Raw genomic sequence first — 17,482 nt, 5'->3', positions numbered from 1 at the left:
AGAATGAAATAACATTTTGTTATTTCTCATACAACTCAAATGAGCAGTACATACGGTAAATTATTCAAGATTAGTACATTTGGCGAGTCGCATGGCACAGCAGTTGGTGTAATTGTTGACGGCTGTCCAGCTGGCATTGACTTCGATTCATCTTTTATTCAAAGCGAATTAGATCGCCGCAAACCTGGGCAATCCAGAATTACCACACAACGCCGTGAAGCCGATGAATTTCAAGTACTTTCAGGAATTTTTGAAGGAAAAACAACTGGCACGCCAATCGCTATGATGGTTTTGAATGGCGACCAACGTTCAAAGGATTATTCACATATTGCCCAACAGTTTCGTCCTTCGCACGCTGATTATACTTATACAGCAAAGTATGGCAACCGTGATTATCGTGGCGGTGGACGTAGCTCTGCTCGTGAAACAGTAGCAAGAGTAGCGGCTGGGGCATTGGCAAAATTGATACTAAAGCAAATCGGTGTCGATATTAAATCTTATGTTTCGCAAGTTGGTAAATTAAAATTATCAACGCCATATCAACAATTAGATTTGAATCTTGCCGAAGAAAATGCCGTTCGTTGTCCTGACCCAGTGGTAGCACAACAAATGTTTGACTTAATTGACGAAACCCGTAAAAAGGGAGATTCTATCGGAGGAGTTGTTAATTGTGTAATTACGGGTACACCTGTTGGTTTAGGTGAACCTGTTTTCGATAAACTCCATGCCGAATTAGGAAAAGCGATGTTAAGTATCAATGCTGTAAAAGGTTTTGAATATGGCAGTGGCTTTGATGGTGTTGAAATGTACGGTTCAGAACACAATGATGAAATGTTTTTGGATGAAGATAATCGTGTAAAAACAAAAACCAATCATTCGGGCGGTGTACAAGGTGGAATTTCTAACGGTGAAGATATTTACTTTAGAGTTGCTTTTAAACCCGTAGCAACCATTATGCAAGACCAAGACAGTGTAGATGCTGATGGAAATACTGTTGTGGTATCAGGAAAAGGACGCCATGACCCATGCGTTGTACCACGTGCAGTACCGATTGTAGAAGCCATGGCAGCCTTAGTATTAGTCGATTTTTATTTGAGAAACCGTGCAACTAGCAAAGTTGCTATAGAAATTTCTTCTGATTTACCTTGGTAAAATATGCTCTTTTCTGATGAATACTTTATGCAGATTGCCCTTCAACAGGCAACTATTGCCTATGAAGAAGGAGAAATTCCAGTAGGAGCAGTTATCGTATGTCAGCATCAAATTATCGCTAAAGCATATAATCAAACTGAAAAACTCAACGATGTTACAGCACATGCTGAAATGTTAGCAATTACTTCGGCAGCTCAGACTTTGGGTTCAAAATATTTAAAAGATTGTACTTTGTATGTCACTTTAGAACCTTGTGTGATGTGTGGTGGTGCAATTTTTTGGTCACAATTAAATAGAATTGTTTGGGGAGCTTCGGATGAAAAAAGAGGTTTCAAAAAAGTAAATCCATCTATCATTCATCCCAAATCAACAATTACATTTGGTGTTTTACAAGATGATTGCGAACAACTATTGAAGAGTTTTTTTAGTCAATTAAGAACTTAATTGGCGTTTTGATAGTTTTTGAAACAACATGAGTAGAGAAAACTCTCGAACTCCTTAACTATATAATTAATAAATAACTCCTTATAAAAATGGCATTCGTATTAGACCCTTTACCTTATGCAAATGATGCTTTAGAGCCTCATTTTGATGCGTTGACGATGGAAATTCACCACGACCGTCACCACAATGCTTACGTTACTAACCTTAATGCTGCTGTAGCAGGTACTGAATTAGAAGGCAAATCTCTTGAAGAATTAATTTCTGAAGTAAGTAAATACTCACCAGCAATTCGTAACAATGGTGGAGGACACTGGAATCATACATTCTTCTGGAATATTCTTTCTCCAAACGGTGGCGGAACTCCAGTAGGTACTTTAGCAGAAGCTATCACTGCTAAATTCGGTTCATTTGAAGCTTTCAAAGACGAATTCAAGAAAGCTGGTTTAACAAGATTCGGTTCAGGTTGGGCTTGGTTAGTTGTTACTGCTGATGGTTCTGTAGCTGTTTCTTCAACACCAAATCAAGATAATCCATTAATGGATGTTGCTGATGTAAAAGGTACGCCTATCATCGGTATTGATGTTTGGGAACACGCATATTATTTAAAATTCCAAAATAAACGTCCTGATTATATCGATTCATTCTGGAATTTGGTAGATTGGGCTGGTGCAGAAAGCCGTTTCCAAGCAGCTAAAGCTTAATAAGTTACAAAATAATAGCAATTTTTTCGTGATATTTTCATTGAAAAAATTGCTATTTTAAAATTGACTTTCTACCTTTGCAGTCCCATAACAACACGGAGGTTGTAGCTCAGTCGGTTAGAGCATCGGTTTGTGGTTCCGAGGGTCGTGGGTTCGAGCCCCATCTTCCTCCCTAGGTCTTGTCAATACGACAAGACCTTTTTTATTGCCTAATTTCATAATAAGCCATGAATTATACTCAACTCAAAACATTAATCACGACTCGTTATTGTAAAACTACATTCACGATACTTTCGCTAATGTATCTTGTTGGATTGATAGGCTTGAAATTACCTTTAACCCAAGAATATTTTAAAGTATTATCTCCTTTTAATCTTTGGACTTCATTAATCCTTTTACTTATTTTCCATCAAGATTTTCAACCAAAATTTATTCTATTTGCTGTTATTACTTTTTTAGTGGGCTTTTTTATAGAAGTAATTGGCGTGCATACAGGTATTGTTTTTGGCGATTATCAGTATGGAAAAACTCTTGGCTTCAAACTCTTTGAAGTGCCCATAGTCATTGGTGCTAATTGGCTTATTCTAGTTTATTGTTCAGGAATAATTGTCGAACTCTTCTTTCAAAACCTAAAATCAAGTATTCTAGGAAGAATCATATTATCAATTATTGCTGCCTGTTTGATGGTTGGTTTAGATTTATTGATAGAACCCGTAGCGATTCGTTTAGATTTTTGGCAATGGTCATTCAATAAAATTCCTTTACAAAACTACTTTGGTTGGTTTGGAGTTTCTTTTGTTTTACAATTCTATTTTATCAATAGTAAATTCCTTAAAAACAACTCATTAGCACCGCTTTTATTTTGTTTACAATTGCTGTTTTTTCTCCTCAATGTACTTCTCCCTGCTTAGGCTACATCGATATTATTGTATAATTTTGTAAACCTTTCGTTAAGCAAACAGGTTAATACCTTAATATTAAGTTTACAAGTATTTATACTTTGTAATTCGGTTGTGTTACATCATTTTATTCAATTGAAAACTTTAGTGGAAGCAATTTTATTAAATTCTATTATATCAATACAGCGTTGAGTAAACCTATTGATTTGAATTTCGATTGTAGAAAATAATTAATCCCTTCGACCAAAAAACATGAGCAATTATTCTATCAAAGACCTTGAGCAATTATCTGGTATCAAGGCTCATACTCTCAGAATTTGGGAACAACGTTATGATATTTTAAAACCTGATAGAACAGATACCAATATACGTACTTATGACGACAAAGACCTTAAATTGGTTTTAAACATTGCTTTGCTCAAAGAACATAGCTATAAAATCTCGGAGATTTCTAAAATGAGTGCCGATGAGATGTCAAAAGAAGTGATGTTGATTTCGGAAAAACAATTAAGTTATCCAGAACAAATTCATGCTTTGACGATATCGATGTTGGATTTAGATGAAGAAAGATTTGAAAAAATTGTAAGTACCAATACCCTTCAATTTGGCTTTGAAAACATGATGATTAACATCATTTTCCCTTTTCTGAGCAGAATTGGCACTTTATGGATTACTGGGTCTGTTGGACCTGCTCAAGAGCATTTTATTTCTAATTTAATACGCCAAAAGCTTATTGTAGCTATTGATGGGCAATTGCCTTCACTCAGACCGGGTGCTAAAAAATATATGCTGTACTTGCCTGAAGGCGAAATGCACGAAATCAGTTTATTGTTTGGGAATTATATCATTCGTTCACGCCAGAATAAAGTAATTTATTTAGGGCAAAGCTTACCTTTCAATGAACTAATTTTTGCTCATAAAGTACACAAACCAGATTATATTTTTAGTGTGATAACATCCGTGCCTGGGCAAGATGAAGTACAGAGATATGTGTACAAATTGGCGAAGGAATTTCCTGATTCAATAATATTATTATCAGGTTATCAAGTAGTAGGACAGGACATTGACTGCCCAGATAATGTGGAAATTATAACTCAGATTAAATACTTGATGGATATTGCTTTAGAATAGGAAGAATATTGAATTTCATATTCTTCCTATCCCGAATATTTTAAACAAATTCTTTTCCTTTTTTTGTAGCATCCGCTACAAAGTTCTTCACAAATTGTTCTTGTTCTTTTTCGCAAATCATTAAGACATTATCGTATTCTGCAACAATATAGCCATCCAAACCTTGAATTACCACTAATCTATCTTTTGGCGTTTTTACAATACTATTTTTAACACCGTAAAGCATCGTTGCTCCATCTACTACGTTAGCATCTTCGTCTTTGTCCGACACTTCATACAGAGACTTCCAAGTACCTAAATCAGACCAGCCAATATTTCCTAAAACGGTGAATACGTTATCAGCTTTTTCCATGATAGCGTAGTCAATTGAGATACTTTCACAATTTTGGTAAATGTTATTAATGAAATCAGTTTCTTTATCTGTGAAGTAAATATCATTCCCCGATTCAAAAATACTATGTACTACAGGACTGTTTTTTGAAAATGCGTTTTTGATTGCTTTAGCAGTCCAGATAAAAATACCCGCATTCCAAACATAATCTCCACTTTCTAAAAAGGTTTTTGCCAATGCTAAATCTGGCTTTTCTCTGAAAGTTTTAACTTTTTTCACTTCAGTTTCTGATTGATCATATTGAATATAACCATAGCCAGTATCAGGGCGAGTTGGAGTAATACCAAGCGTAACCAGTACATCACCTTTAGCAGAAGTTTCTAAAGCAATATTAATTCTTTTTTCAAATTCCTTTTCTTTCAAAATAATATGGTCGGCTGGTGCTACCACAATATTGGCATCGGGATTTTGTTTAGCAATTTTATAACAAGCATAAGCTACACAAGGAGCTGTATTTCTACGGATTGGCTCAGCTAAAATCTGACTATCTGATAAAAAAGGTAATTGCGTTTTGATTAAATCAATGTAATCAGTACTTGTTACAATAAATATATTTTCATTTGGACAAATGTCTTCAAATCGGTCAGCCGTTTGTTGTAAGAGCGTTCTACCTGTTCCTAAAACATCATGAAATTGCTTAGGATTATTCGTTCTACTAAATGGCCAAAAACGAGTACCAACCCCTCCTGCCATAATTACTACATAGTTATTCTTATTCATGATTTAGTATTATTATTATATATGCTAGTTGTGTGCTATCCTTCTGAAATTTAAAGATATGTATAGTTTCTAAAAAAAGGAAATTATAATGAAAAGCTTCATTTATTTATAATAAAAGCTATATAAAATACCAAAATTTCTTTCTTTACTACCTTCTATTTTTTTTAATTGATTGATTTCTTTAATTTTTAAATTTTCGTAAATGTACTCCTTTCCTAAATTAAAAAATACTATCTTAACTTCAAGAGTACTAGCATTGACTATTTTTACTTTCAAAATAAAATAATTTTAAGAAAAAATGTAAAATATTTACTCTGCTTGCATAATAAAATCCAAAAAATTCTTTCTATTTGCATAATAATTCATCGTATTAGGAAAAAGGCATTATTTTAATTTTAATTCACTAACAAATAAAGGTATGAAAAAACATTTTACAACAATGAGGCTTGGTCTAATTACCTCGCTATTGTTTATGACCTCGATGCTATTTGCCCAAACAAAAATATCAGGCAAAATAAGTGATGGTTCTACAAAAGAGCCATTGATTGGTGTAAGTATTGCAGTAAAAGGAAAAGTAATTGGTACGATTTCAGATACAAAAGGAGCATTTGCACTCACAACAAGTACTCCAACGCCTTTTACGCTTGTTGTTTCAAGTGTTGGTTACAATACTCAGGAAATTCTAGTGGATGGCAGTAAGAGTAATTTTAATATTACACTTTCTGAGCAAAGTATTATGGGGCAGGAAGTAGTAATTTCAGCCTCAAGAGTAGAACAAAGCATCATGAAATCTCCAGTTTCTATTGAGAAAATGGATATACGTGCTATACAAAATACACCTTCGGCAACTTTCTATGATGGTTTAAAAAACCTAAAAGGTGTTGAGGTGAGTACTCAATCGCTAACTTTTAGCTCTGTAAATACTCGTGGTTTTAATTCAAATGGAAACGTTAGAATGGTTCAGTTGATTGATGGAATGGACAATCAAGCACCTGGTTTAAATTTCTCAGTAGGAAATATCGTTGGGATTTCAGAATTAGACCTTGAATCTGCCGAATTACTTCCTGGCGCAGCTTCAGCACTTTATGGGCCAAATGCCTTGAATGGGATTTTATTAATGAATTCAAAAAGTCCTTTTTTATATCAAGGACTTAGTGCATCAGTTAAAACTGGAGTAATGAATGAAAAAAATCGTTCTGTAGCTACAACTGGTTATTATGATGCTTCATTTCGTTATGCAAAAGCATTTAACAACAAAATTGCATTCAAAGTCAACTTCTCTTACTTAAAAGCCGATGATTGGCAAGCAAATGATTTCAGAGACCAAAGCTTTTTGAACGGTAGCAATTTCAATGGCACACGTGATAACAATTTTGCTTACAATGGTGTGAATACTTATGGAGATGAAACAAACGTAAATATGTATGGCGGTTTATTCGGAAATGGTATTCCTGGTAATGGAGCAAACGGTACTTCTGCAATTTTAGGTGCAATTGCTACTTTTGTTTATCCAGCTAATATTCCAGGTATTGGCGGAAAATCTTTAGTTCAATTGTCTGGTCAAACACCAAAACAAATTTTTGATGCTATTATTCCCGGGCAAACCAATGCAAACATTTCAAGAATCGGTTATAATGAAAGAGACTTGGCATCTTATGGAACTACCAGTATAAAATTTAACGGTGCCGTTCACTATAGAATTAACGATAATGTTGAAGCTATCGCTCAAGCAAGTTGGGGAAATGGAACAACTCTTTATACAGGTGCAGACCGCTACTCCATCAAAAACTTTAGTTTAGGGCAGTACAAATTAGAAGTAAAAGGCTCTAACTTTTTTGTAAGAGCATACACAACGCAAGAACGTTCAGGCGATGCTTATGCTACTGGAACATTAGGTTCTTTGGTTAACGAGGCTTGGAAACCAAGTACAGCATGGTACCCACAATATTTTGGTACTTTCGCCCAATCAGCCCTTACCAATTATGCTACTATTTTTGCTGGTGCCTTAGGACAAGGTCTTGCTCCTTCTGCTGCTGTTACAGCAGCTAGTGCTAGTACTCAAGGGCAATTTGGGGCTTATCATACAGCAGCACGTACACTTGCTGATGCTGGTCGCTTAACTCCTTCAAGTGCAAATTGGAATGCAACACTCGATAATGTAAAAAGCTTACCAATCCCTCGTGGAGCGAAATTTAATGACAAATCAAATCTTTATGCTATTGAAGGGATGTATAATCTTTCTCAAGCCTTTAATAATGTAGTTGATGTAATTATTGGTGCAAATTACCGTACTTATTCATTAAACTCTGGCGGTACATTATTTGCTACACAACAGGCTAATGCTGATGGCTCTAGTAACCCTAACGCCAAAGAATTCACAATTAGTGAATTTGGAGCTTACACCCAGCTTGCCAAAGACTTTTTTGACAAGAAGTTTAAGCTTTCAGGTTCTTTAAGGTATGATAAAAATGAAAACTTTGCAGGTCAATTTACTCCTAGAATTTCTGGAGTTTTCTCGCCAACTAGTGATCACAATTTCCGTTTATCTTATCAAACAGGTTTTAGAATCCCAACAACACAAGACCAGTATATTGACTTGTTAACACCCCAAGCTCGTTTAATTGGTGGTTTACCATTATTCAATGATAGATACCAACTATCTGGTAAAAGTTATATTTATAATTCTGTTTTGGCAAACCCTACCGACCCAACAAAATGGCAAGTATATAATCGTAAGGAGTACAAACCCGAAAGAGTTGGCTCATGGGAAGTTGGTTATAAAGGCTTAATTAGTAAGAAACTATTTGTTGATGCTTATTACTACACAAGTACATTTACTAATTTCGCTATCTCACAAGTCGTTGTTAAACCAGACCCTGCTATCGCTGGTAGAGTACAACCATATTCATTACCAACCAATGCTGAAAAAGATATAAAAGCCGAAGGATGGGCTGTTGGTTTAGACTACGCTTTTCCAAAAGGATTCAACCTTGGTGGAAATGTTTCACATAACGTTTTAAGCGATAATGGGGGACTTACTTCTGGACAATTACAATACAATACTCCAGCATACCGTTTTAATGCCTCTTTTGGTAACCGTAATGTTGGCAAAACTGGTTTTGGTTTCAATGTTGTATGGAGATACCAAGAATCATTCGTTTGGCAGTCAAGCTTTGCAAGCCCTGCGGTAAATACTTTACAACAAGGAAACATTCCAGCATTCAGTACACTTGATGCACAAGTTTCTAAAAAAGTATCAAGTATTAAATCTATTGTAAAAATTGGTGGAACTAATATATTAGGGAAATCATACATTACTTCATGGGGTAACCCAACAGTTGGCTCTATGTTTTATATAGGAATTGCTTTTGATGAATTATTAAATAAGTAAAATTACAAATTCATAGTAAAGAAAAAGAGGAATATTCGCAATGAATATTCCTCTTTTTCTTTGAGCTAGTTTCTCTATTTTTCTACTTGCGAATAGTTCAATTCAACTGGAGTGTTACGACCAAATATTTTAACCATAACATTCAATTTCTTCTTATCGTCAAAGATTTCTTCAACAGAACCTTCAAATCCAGAGAAAGGGCCATCTATTACTTTGATGGTTTCCCCTTTCGAGAACGATGTTGGTGCTAATTCTTCAACGGCAACCGCTTCATCCATTTTACCTAAAATACGCTTAATTTCTCCTGCACGCAATGGAATTGGCGTTTTGGATGTCTTACCATCATTCCAGCTTAAAAAGCCAATAACACCAGGCATAGAAGTAATTAAATGGGCTACTTCACCGTATTTAATATCTGCTTCAACAAAAATATATCCAGCAAACAAAGTTTTTTCACGAACAGTTTTTTTACCGTTACGCATTTCAAATATTTTCTCTGTTGGAATAATAATTTGTGGAATATAATCCTGAAGACTTTGTCTCGCAATTTCATTTTCGAGATAAGTCCTTATTTTCTTTTCTTGTCCTGAAACAGCTCTCAGAACGTACCAATTAGTCTCTGCCATTGTATGAGTATAAATTTCAGTTTGCCCTTGTAGATTTTGGATTGATATTACATCAAAGCAGATTTATTGCTAATGCTATATTCCGAAATCTGCCATTAATATTATTGATAGAACCACTCTAATCCAGACTTGAAAAGGAAGTCAATCATACCAACCACTAATGCAAAAATTAAAGATGCCACTAATACAAGTGTTGAACTTGCTTGTAATTCTGAAAATTTAGGCCATGTTACGTTTTCAGTAACTTCTGTCCAAGACTCTTTAACAAGTTGTTGTAATTTGTTCATGGTTTTATTTTTCTATATTATACTAATAATCTCTTTAATCCGTAAGCAAAAACAGTTATGCTTATAAACTTTTAAGTTCCAATATTTTAGGCTTTAAAATTAGTACATTTAGAATGTATATAAATTTAAAACCTAAAACTTGGAACTTAATACTAAGCACGGGAACAAGGATTCGAACCCTGATCAAGGGTGTTGGAGACCCGCATTCTACCATTGAACTATTCCCGTGTAAATCGACTGCAAAGATAGTTATTTATCCTAAAAATGCAAAAAATACTTACAAATTTATTCTAAAAAAAGAGAGCGTCACAAGGTTTGTAACGCTCTCAATCTATTTTTAGCTAAAATTAGTCTAAAATTTCAGTTACTTGACCAGCACCTACTGTACGTCCACCCTCACGGATAGCGAAACGAAGACCTTTGTCCATCGCTACTTTGTTCAATAAAGTTACATCAATTGTCAAGTTATCACCAGGCATACACATTTCTACTCCTTCTGGCAACATGATTTCTCCTGTTACGTCAGTTGTACGGAAATAGAACTGTGGACGGTATTTGTTAAAGAATGGAGTATGACGACCACCTTCTTCTTTAGACAAGATATAAACCTCAGCTTTGAATTTAGTGTGTGGTTTCACAGAACCTGGCTTACAAATAACCATACCACGACGGATAGATTCTTTGTCGATACCACGTAATAATAAACCTACGTTATCACCAGCTTCACCACGGTCAAGGATTTTACGGAACATCTCAACACCAGTTACAACTGATTTCAAGCCTTCTGCACCCATACCTAAGATATCTACTGCTTCACCAGAGTTGATGATACCAGTTTCGATACGACCTGTTGCTACAGTACCACGACCTGTGATCGAGAATACGTCTTCAACTGGCATCAAGAAAGGCTTATCAACATCACGCTTAGGAAGTGGAATCCAAGTATCAACAGCGTTCATTAAAGCTTCAATTGTAGCAACCCATTTCGGTTCGCCATTCAATCCACCTAAAGCAGAACCTTGAATTACTGGAATGTTATCTCCATCGAAATCATAGAATGATAACAATTCACGGATTTCCATTTCTACTAATTCTAACAATTCTGGATCATCAACCATATCCACTTTGTTCATGAATACAACCAATTGAGGTACACCTACTTGGCGAGACAACAAGATGTGTTCACGAGTTTGTGGCATTGGACCGTCAGTTGCAGCAACTACGATAATAGCACCATCCATTTGAGCAGCACCAGTTACCATGTTCTTAACGTAATCGGCGTGACCTGGACAGTCAACGTGTGCATAGTGACGATTTTCTGTCGAATATTCAACGTGAGCAGTATTGATAGTGATACCACGCTCTTTTTCTTCAGGAGCTGAGTCAATTGATGAGAAATCTTTTTTCTCAGCAAGTCCTTTTTCTGACAATACTTTCGTAATTGCAGCAGTCAATGTAGTTTTACCGTGGTCAACGTGACCGATTGTACCAATGTTTACGTGGGGCTTACTACGGTCAAAATTCTCTTTTGCCATGATATTTAGTTCTTAATTAGTTTTATTTAAATAATTGTTTGATACTTTTTACATTTGAAACATTGAGGATTTGAATATTTGAAAACATTTTAACTTATTCTGTAAAAACAACAAAATAACTTCCAAATCTTCAAATTAAAACAATCTTCAAAAGATTCGAGCCTTTGAGCAGAATCGGACTGCCGACCTCTTCCTTACCAAGGAAGTGCTCTACCACTGAGCTACAAAGGCAAACTCCAAAACCTAACCCTCAGAAATTATAAGAGGTTAATTGTTAATCGTTTTTAGCTAAACTAATAACTATTAACTAATTAACAACTAACCACTTACTATTGTTTCCTTTGGAGCGGGAGACGGGGCTCGAACCCGCCACCTATAGCTTGGAAGGCTATCGCTCTACCAAATGAGCTACTCCCGCTTACTCTAATAGTGAAATGATTGAGATTGAACTTTAAAATCAATTTAAACATTCACTCATTCAAATCGTGGGGGCGGATGGATTCGAACCACCGAAGGAATACTCCAGCAGAGTTACAGTCTGCCCCATTTGGCCACTCTGGTACACCCCCATTTTCTCTACTTTCGAACCGCTTTCGTTTAGCGTTCTGGTGAAAGAGTGTGCAAAGGTAAGTTTATTTTTTATTTTGTCAAACGTTAAATAAGTTTTTTTTTACTTTTTTTTCGTAAAAAAATATAATTACCTGATAATTTGACAGTTACAAAATTGGCATTAATTGAATATTTTTTGTTTAAAATATTCAATTAATGCCAATGTCTCATTTAACTAAAATAGTTAGATTATAATCTTATTCCAAAACTTACTCCACTGATACCTGGACCTCTTCCATCTTGATACAATTTGTTTAAATCATAGTTTACAAACAAATCTGGGAAATTTTTCAATCCTAATTCAAATGCTAAACCATAACGTAGATTATTCAAATAAAAGCTACTGTGGTTCCATCTTTTATAACCACCATCTTCTTCTTTGGTTTTTGTATAACTATCTATTCTGTAACCTACATATCCACCAGCAGCAATATAAGTAACTACGCTATTCTTTCTAAATGCAACATAAGGCATTATTGGAATGTTGATATTGGCAACCGTTAATTTATTTCTAGAAAGTGGAATTACATTCCCTTTGCTGTCTAGATAGTTAGCAAATTCAATGTTGTTTCCTCCTTTTACCAAATAGTTATCGTTTTCAAACATAAAGTTGTTCCAAGATACTTCAAGCCCATAGCTTATTTTTAATGCTGCTTTTGTCCCTTTGCTAATCATACCGCTTCTTGTCCAACCGAAGCCAAAGTATCTTGACCCAAACGGGCTTAATTCAAAATCTTTAGAATTGTATATTCCTGAAATACTTCCTGTATTAGCAAAGCTATTAAAGCCAAAATAAATATTAAACCCTGATCGACTACTAAAGCCTTGCTCTCTTTTATTTACTTTGGCAGAATCTTTCAACATTACTTTTACTTCATCATTACCATCTTTTACTAGTACTCCATTCCAGCTTACATGTACTTCGTCACTACCGTCTTTGACATGTACGCCCCCTAAACCAATTTTTACATTCGAGCCATTATTGCTATTACCATTGTACACTCTTCTTGACGACTGTCCAGAACTAGCATTAGAACTTGTAACTGTTTCATCTGCTTTAGCATTAATTGCCACATTGATACTTTTATTGTTTTGCGTAATAACCAAAACAGTATCTTTACTTAATTCACTGTTAACTACTCTGCGAATACCTTTCCAAGTGTCATCATCAAGGTTCATTCCATTTTTTTGAAACAATTCCTGTAAATCTTCTTTCAAAGATCTATTAGGATTTTTACTGTTTAATAAAGTCTGATTACGCTTGTCAATATTAATGACTGTTGAATCTGCTTCATTTGTTTTTCCTAAACTTTTGAAACTAGTAATTGAGCTAACAAAAATTGAAAAAAATATTGAGAAAGTGATTTTGCTCACGACACTCTTGATTTTGAACGTTTCCATGGCGATTTTATTTATTGTTTTTAGGTTTTAAGAGATTCCTGTACTGGTTAATTCTATTCCTGCATGACTTGGTTTTGAATTAAATTAGTAGTTAATCTAAAAACTCGTTGTTTACATTTTAAGATGCAAATGACTAATCTTGAGTTGCATCAATTTAATTTATTTTTCTGTTTCTTCTCCGTTTGTCAAAGCATTTTCTATTTTGGCATCTGCTCTGGCTAATAGCTTTTGTGGTTTAAAGCCTACTTCTTTCCAATCCACATTTTCACCATTTTTAGCTCTTTTTAACTGTTGCCAAATTTTATTAAACTTGCTTTGTTTTCTATTTGCACTTTCATCAAGAACCGTATTTTCTGCTACAGCCTCTGCTTGTGTTTCCACTAAATTCAGAACGATTGTTTCTTTTTCTGGTTTTACTGCTGGTTTTTGAGTGTTCTCTACAACTAAAACAATCGTGTTGGTTTCAAGAACAGGCTTTGAAATAGGTTGAGGAGTAATGCTTTTACTTAAAAACACTTCTTCTTTTTCATTATTTAGGCTTTTTTCAAGTTTACTTTTCTTAGAAACAAGTACTTTTAAATTTTGCTTACCAGAAACAGTTTTCAACGGAATATTCTCTCTATTTTCAATATTGGCTAGATTCTGTTTTTCTTCTGAAGGTTTTATTACATCCACAATATCCTTTTCCGTTTTCAATATAGGTTTGTTATTCTCTACGGAAGCAAATTTATTATCCACAGTATTTTCAGGAGTATTCAACCAATAAACTCCAGAGGCGAATAATAATGCCACAGAAGCAGCAGAAGCAAACTTCCACCAAAGTGGTATTACTTTACTTTCTTGCTTTTCTAATCTTGTTTGTAGTTTTTCCCATGTAGCAGCACGTGGTTGACGCTCGTATTGCTGTAGTCTTTCGGCAAAAAACTTATCAATATTTTCTTGATTTTTCATATATTTTTCGATTAATCAAAATCGATTTAAATCATTTGAACGACTGCATTTTGTAAAATTACTCTTGCTCTTGATAATTGAGATTTTGATGTACTCTCTGTTATTCCTAATTGGTTGGCAATTTCAGCATGAGAAAATCCTTCAATAGCATATAAATTAAATACTGTTCTGTAGCCTGTTGGAAGTTTCTCAATCAATTTAAGTAAATCTTTTGTTTCAAGGTCTGTTTTGAATTGTTCAGGTTCGGGTTCGTAAAGAATTTGGTCATAACTTACTTCAAATTGCGTTTTCTTGTTACTTCTTAGATACATCAACGATTCATTAACCATAATCCTACGAATCCATCCTTCAAAACTTCCTTCCAATTTAAAACTATTAATCTTGTCAAATACTTTCACAAAACCTTCAATCATTATTTCTTCAGCTTCAAATTCATCGTGTACATATCTAAAACATATCCCCAACATTTTAGGGGAATACTTCTCGTAAACCCTTCGTTGGGCTTTTGGGTCGCCTTTCTGACAAGCTTTTACTAATGCCTCTTCTGTTTGAAATAAAGTAATCAGTTTCACGGTATAAAGTTCTGGTTTAGCTTTTGTAAATGTTATGGTTCAGAGCAATTTGTTTTCCTAATTACTTTCAAGATGAAATATACTAATGAAAGGTTGCACGATAAATATTGAATATTCAAATTTGTAAACAATAATTGATTTTTCTTTCAAAATAACAATTTTGAGGAAGCTCAAATCCATGCAAAATTTTCTATTCTAATCATTTTTTATATGAATTCATCTGCGGCAATTGGCATTTTTGATAGCGGTATTGGCGGCTTAACGGTTGCTCATGCAGTTACAAAGCTACTTCCAAACGAAAACATTATTTACTTTGGCGATACTGCACACTTGCCTTATGGCGATAAATCTGCAGCAGCGATTCAAGCATATTCCATCAAAATTTGTAATGTTTTATTGCAACAAAAATGTAAAATTATTCTGATTGCTTGCAATTCTGCCTCGGCGGCGGCCTATGAATTGGTAAAAGAATATGTTGGTAGCAAAGCTAAAGTAATGAATGTAATTGACCCAGTGGTTAATTATATTTCAGAAAACTATGCAGGTAAAACAATTGGCTTGATTGGTACAAAACAAACAGTAAACTCGAATATTTATCGTAAAAAAACTGATGCTTTGGATAAAGATATTACTTTAAAGTCATTGGCAACACCATTACTTGCTCCGATGATAGAAGAAGGTTTTTTTAACCATAATATTTCTGAAAGTATTATTCAAGAATACCTGAAAAATGAAGAATTGAATGATATAGAAGCACTTATTTTAGGCTGTACGCATTATCCGTTAATCAAAAAACAAATAGAAAGTTATTACAAAGATGCTGTTACTGTTTTGGATACTTCTGAAATCGTAGCAAAATCTGTAAAGGAATTTCTATCTGAAAACAATGCACTGAACGCATTGAATGCACACATCAAACACTTTTATGTTTCAGACTATACACAATCCTTTGAAACGTCAACAAAAATATTTTTTGGCGAACAAATTCGGCTAGAATATTATCCTCTTTGGGAGTAATAAAAAATGGTTTCAGAGTATTATCTGAAACCATTTTTTATTAACTGAAAGCTTTTCTTAAACGTTGTCTCAAAATTGTTTGAGGCGACATATTCTTTTTTGAACTCTTCCACCACAAATAACCTACTACCGCTACAATTAAATATGGCGTAACCAATAAGTACAAAATAGCAAAGTTCAGGTTTGATGCTATTTGGCTTCTACCATTCGAAACCGTACTTTCTACCGTCATTCTGCACATTGCACATTGAGCAAGGCTTACAGACATTGAAATCAAAAATATTACTGAAGTTAAAATGAGCTTTTTCATAAATCCTTTATTGGGGAAACAATTACTTGTAATATGGAGAAATCATTAAGTAAACAATCACGCCAGTTACCGAAACATATAACCACATTGGGAAAGTAAATTTTACAATTTTCTTATGTAAATCAATCTGATTACTCAAAGCATAATACATCGCTCTAAGTACAAACCAAACTACGCCTATTGACAAAAGAATGTGCGAAACTAATAAGAAATAATAAATTGGACGAATAATACCATCACCTTCAAAAGGAGTAGAAGGATTAGAAATATGATATAAAATATATAATACTAAAAATAATGAGCCTTGAATAAAAGAAACGCTCATCATTTTTTGGTGCCATTTAATATTATTGTTCTTAATGAAAATGTAACCAACAATTAATGTAATTGAAGTCGTTGTATTAAGTACTCCAATTACATGAGGTAATATTTTTGTCCAAGCTCCTAAGTCAATTTTTGTACGAACACCAATCAGTACTGCTACTGCTAAAGGAATTGCAATTGACAAAATATTAACTAGCTTTTCATTTTTTTCGTTTTTCTCTACTACTAATGAAGCCATTTCTTTTCTTTACGGTTATCTAAATCAACTATTGGTTTGATATATTTTCAAGAGTACTCTCATTTCAAGGATTAATCTATCTACATCCTTTTTATCTGTTCCATCATAAAAACCTCTGATGTGTCCTTCTTTATCTACAAGTATTAACTTTTCAGAGTGTATAAATGTTTCATCTGGGCTTTTAATTGCTTTATCATATTCTGAAGCATCCGCTACTGGAATATAATATCCTTTTACAGCCAAAGGATAAATCACTTTTTTCTCTCCCGTTAAAAAATGCCATTTTCCACTCTTTGCATCATACTCTTTAGCATATTTTTTCAATTGTTGGGGGTCATCATGAGAAGGGTCAACCGAGATTGATACAAAACTTACTTCTTCATTTTCCGAAAAAGTATCTTGTACCCGTGTAAGTTGAGTTGACATTTTTGGACAAATAGAAGTACATCTTGTAAAGAAAAAATCTGTTACATAAATTTTTCCTTTCAAAGCATTGCTTGAAAATTTATTCCCATCTTCATCTATCAATTCCCAATTAGGAATAGTATGAAAAACTGTATCCATTTCTGGTTGATTCCATCTTGGATTTGGATTTTTCTTCATCATCACATTTCCAGTTGTAGAATCTGTCAATGGAATCATGTAGGGCAATTCATAATGGTTTTCACCAAAACCCTTTAAATATAAAAAAATTAAAGCTGGAACAACTAACGCAGCGATTAGGATTCCAGCTTTTTGAGACTTTTGCATGATTGTTTTCTTTAATCAATCTTAATATTTTAG

Annotated in this window: 18 protein-coding genes and 5 tRNA genes; 8 read left to right on the top strand and 15 right to left on the bottom strand. The window is 34.2% G+C overall.

Annotated elements, in window-relative coordinates; genetic code table 11:
• Nucleotides 1-39 precede the first annotated feature (39 nt).
• The 6 genes from aroC to HNP25_RS02035 all read left to right on the top strand — a co-directional run bounded on the left by aroC (nt 40) and on the right by HNP25_RS02035 (nt 4,327).
• On the top strand, nt 40-1,152 hold the full coding sequence (gene aroC, locus HNP25_RS02060) for a chorismate synthase (RefSeq protein WP_184129507.1): 1,113 nt from the start codon (nt 40-42) through the stop codon (nt 1,150-1,152).
• Nucleotides 1,153-1,155: 3 nt separating this feature from the next.
• Entirely contained in the window at nt 1,156-1,596 is a 441-nt protein-coding gene (locus HNP25_RS02055; RefSeq protein WP_184129504.1) for a nucleoside deaminase, read from the top strand.
• Between the two features lie 89 nt (nt 1,597-1,685).
• Nucleotides 1,686-2,297 carry a superoxide dismutase gene (locus HNP25_RS02050; RefSeq protein WP_184129501.1) on the top strand — a complete coding sequence of 204 codons (612 nt, stop codon included), beginning with the start codon at nt 1,686-1,688 and terminating at the stop codon, nt 2,295-2,297.
• 97 nt (nt 2,298-2,394) lie between these two features.
• Nucleotides 2,395-2,470, top strand: a tRNA-His gene (locus HNP25_RS02045).
• 54 nt (nt 2,471-2,524) lie between these two features.
• A complete protein-coding gene (locus HNP25_RS02040) occupies nt 2,525-3,208 on the top strand; it encodes a carotenoid biosynthesis protein (RefSeq protein WP_184129498.1) in 684 nt (227 codons plus the stop codon).
• Between the two features lie 240 nt (nt 3,209-3,448).
• Nucleotides 3,449-4,327, top strand: a complete 879-nt coding sequence (locus HNP25_RS02035) for a MerR family transcriptional regulator (protein ID WP_184129495.1) — start codon at nt 3,449-3,451, stop codon at nt 4,325-4,327.
• Between the two features lie 40 nt (nt 4,328-4,367).
• Here the strand turns inward: HNP25_RS02035 and HNP25_RS02030 are convergent, their stop codons facing one another.
• Both HNP25_RS02030 and HNP25_RS02025 read right to left on the bottom strand, forming a co-directional pair.
• Nucleotides 4,368-5,438, bottom strand: a complete 1,071-nt coding sequence (locus HNP25_RS02030) for a mannose-1-phosphate guanylyltransferase (RefSeq protein WP_184129493.1) — start codon at nt 5,436-5,438, stop codon at nt 4,368-4,370.
• Between the two features lie 102 nt (nt 5,439-5,540).
• Nucleotides 5,541-5,714 (bottom strand): hypothetical protein, encoded by a 174-nt coding sequence (locus HNP25_RS02025; RefSeq protein ID WP_184129490.1) that lies wholly within the window; start codon nt 5,712-5,714, stop codon nt 5,541-5,543.
• Between the two features lie 142 nt (nt 5,715-5,856).
• Between HNP25_RS02025 and HNP25_RS02020 the strand changes: the two genes are divergently transcribed.
• Nucleotides 5,857-8,829, top strand: a complete 2,973-nt coding sequence (locus HNP25_RS02020) for a TonB-dependent receptor domain-containing protein (protein WP_184129487.1) — start codon at nt 5,857-5,859, stop codon at nt 8,827-8,829.
• Between the two features lie 74 nt (nt 8,830-8,903).
• On the opposite strand, the gene nusG is transcribed toward HNP25_RS02020, so the two are convergent.
• The 10 genes from nusG to HNP25_RS01970 all read right to left on the bottom strand — a co-directional run bounded on the left by nusG (nt 8,904) and on the right by HNP25_RS01970 (nt 14,810).
• Complete coding sequence (nusG, locus tag HNP25_RS02015) at nt 8,904-9,455, bottom strand: transcription termination/antitermination protein NusG (RefSeq protein WP_184129484.1); 552 nt, start codon at nt 9,453-9,455, stop codon at nt 8,904-8,906.
• A gap of 101 nt (nt 9,456-9,556) precedes the next feature.
• On the bottom strand, nt 9,557-9,742 hold the full coding sequence (gene secE / locus HNP25_RS02010) for a preprotein translocase subunit SecE (RefSeq protein ID WP_184129481.1): 186 nt from the start codon (nt 9,740-9,742) through the stop codon (nt 9,557-9,559).
• A 157-nt stretch (nt 9,743-9,899) separates the two neighbouring features.
• A tRNA-Trp gene (locus HNP25_RS02005) sits at nt 9,900-9,970 on the bottom strand.
• A 119-nt stretch (nt 9,971-10,089) separates the two neighbouring features.
• Complete coding sequence (gene tuf, locus HNP25_RS02000) at nt 10,090-11,277, bottom strand: elongation factor Tu (RefSeq protein WP_184129478.1); 1,188 nt, start codon at nt 11,275-11,277, stop codon at nt 10,090-10,092.
• Nucleotides 11,278-11,436: 159 nt separating this feature from the next.
• Nucleotides 11,437-11,508: transfer RNA gene (locus HNP25_RS01995), tRNA-Thr, on the bottom strand.
• Between the two features lie 111 nt (nt 11,509-11,619).
• Nucleotides 11,620-11,695, bottom strand: a tRNA-Gly gene (locus HNP25_RS01990).
• Between the two features lie 68 nt (nt 11,696-11,763).
• Nucleotides 11,764-11,846, bottom strand: a tRNA-Tyr gene (locus HNP25_RS01985).
• A 229-nt stretch (nt 11,847-12,075) separates the two neighbouring features.
• Nucleotides 12,076-13,287 carry an outer membrane beta-barrel protein gene (locus HNP25_RS01980; RefSeq protein ID WP_184129474.1) on the bottom strand — a complete coding sequence of 404 codons (1,212 nt, stop codon included), beginning with the start codon at nt 13,285-13,287 and terminating at the stop codon, nt 12,076-12,078.
• Between the two features lie 159 nt (nt 13,288-13,446).
• A complete protein-coding gene (locus tag HNP25_RS01975) occupies nt 13,447-14,238 on the bottom strand; it encodes a hypothetical protein (RefSeq protein ID WP_184129471.1) in 792 nt (263 codons plus the stop codon).
• A 26-nt stretch (nt 14,239-14,264) separates the two neighbouring features.
• The gene (locus tag HNP25_RS01970; protein WP_310587149.1) at nt 14,265-14,810 is read right to left on the bottom strand and encodes an RNA polymerase sigma factor; all 546 of its coding nucleotides are present in this window, start codon (nt 14,808-14,810) and stop codon (nt 14,265-14,267) included.
• Between the two features lie 210 nt (nt 14,811-15,020).
• Between HNP25_RS01970 and murI the strand changes: the two genes are divergently transcribed.
• Nucleotides 15,021-15,827 (top strand): glutamate racemase, encoded by an 807-nt coding sequence (gene murI / locus HNP25_RS01965; RefSeq protein ID WP_184129468.1) that lies wholly within the window; start codon nt 15,021-15,023, stop codon nt 15,825-15,827.
• Between the two features lie 40 nt (nt 15,828-15,867).
• Here the strand turns inward: murI and HNP25_RS01960 are convergent, their stop codons facing one another.
• The 3 genes from HNP25_RS01960 to HNP25_RS01950 are packed head-to-tail and all read right to left on the bottom strand — an operon-like array spanning nt 15,868 to nt 17,449.
• Entirely contained in the window at nt 15,868-16,137 is a 270-nt protein-coding gene (locus HNP25_RS01960) for a hypothetical protein (RefSeq protein ID WP_184129465.1), read from the bottom strand.
• Nucleotides 16,138-16,159: 22 nt separating this feature from the next.
• Entirely contained in the window at nt 16,160-16,699 is a 540-nt protein-coding gene (locus HNP25_RS01955) for a DUF420 domain-containing protein (RefSeq protein ID WP_184129462.1), read from the bottom strand.
• A 24-nt stretch (nt 16,700-16,723) separates the two neighbouring features.
• Nucleotides 16,724-17,449 carry an SCO family protein gene (locus HNP25_RS01950; RefSeq protein ID WP_184129459.1) on the bottom strand — a complete coding sequence of 242 codons (726 nt, stop codon included), beginning with the start codon at nt 17,447-17,449 and terminating at the stop codon, nt 16,724-16,726.
• Nucleotides 17,450-17,482: the final 33 nt, after the last annotated feature.

Origin of the sequence: Arcicella rosea, assembly GCF_014204325.1 — a bacterium.
Classification (GTDB): Bacteria; Bacteroidota; Bacteroidia; order Cytophagales; family Spirosomataceae; genus Arcicella; species Arcicella rosea_A.
This window is presented reverse-complemented; position numbering and strand designations above follow the sequence as displayed.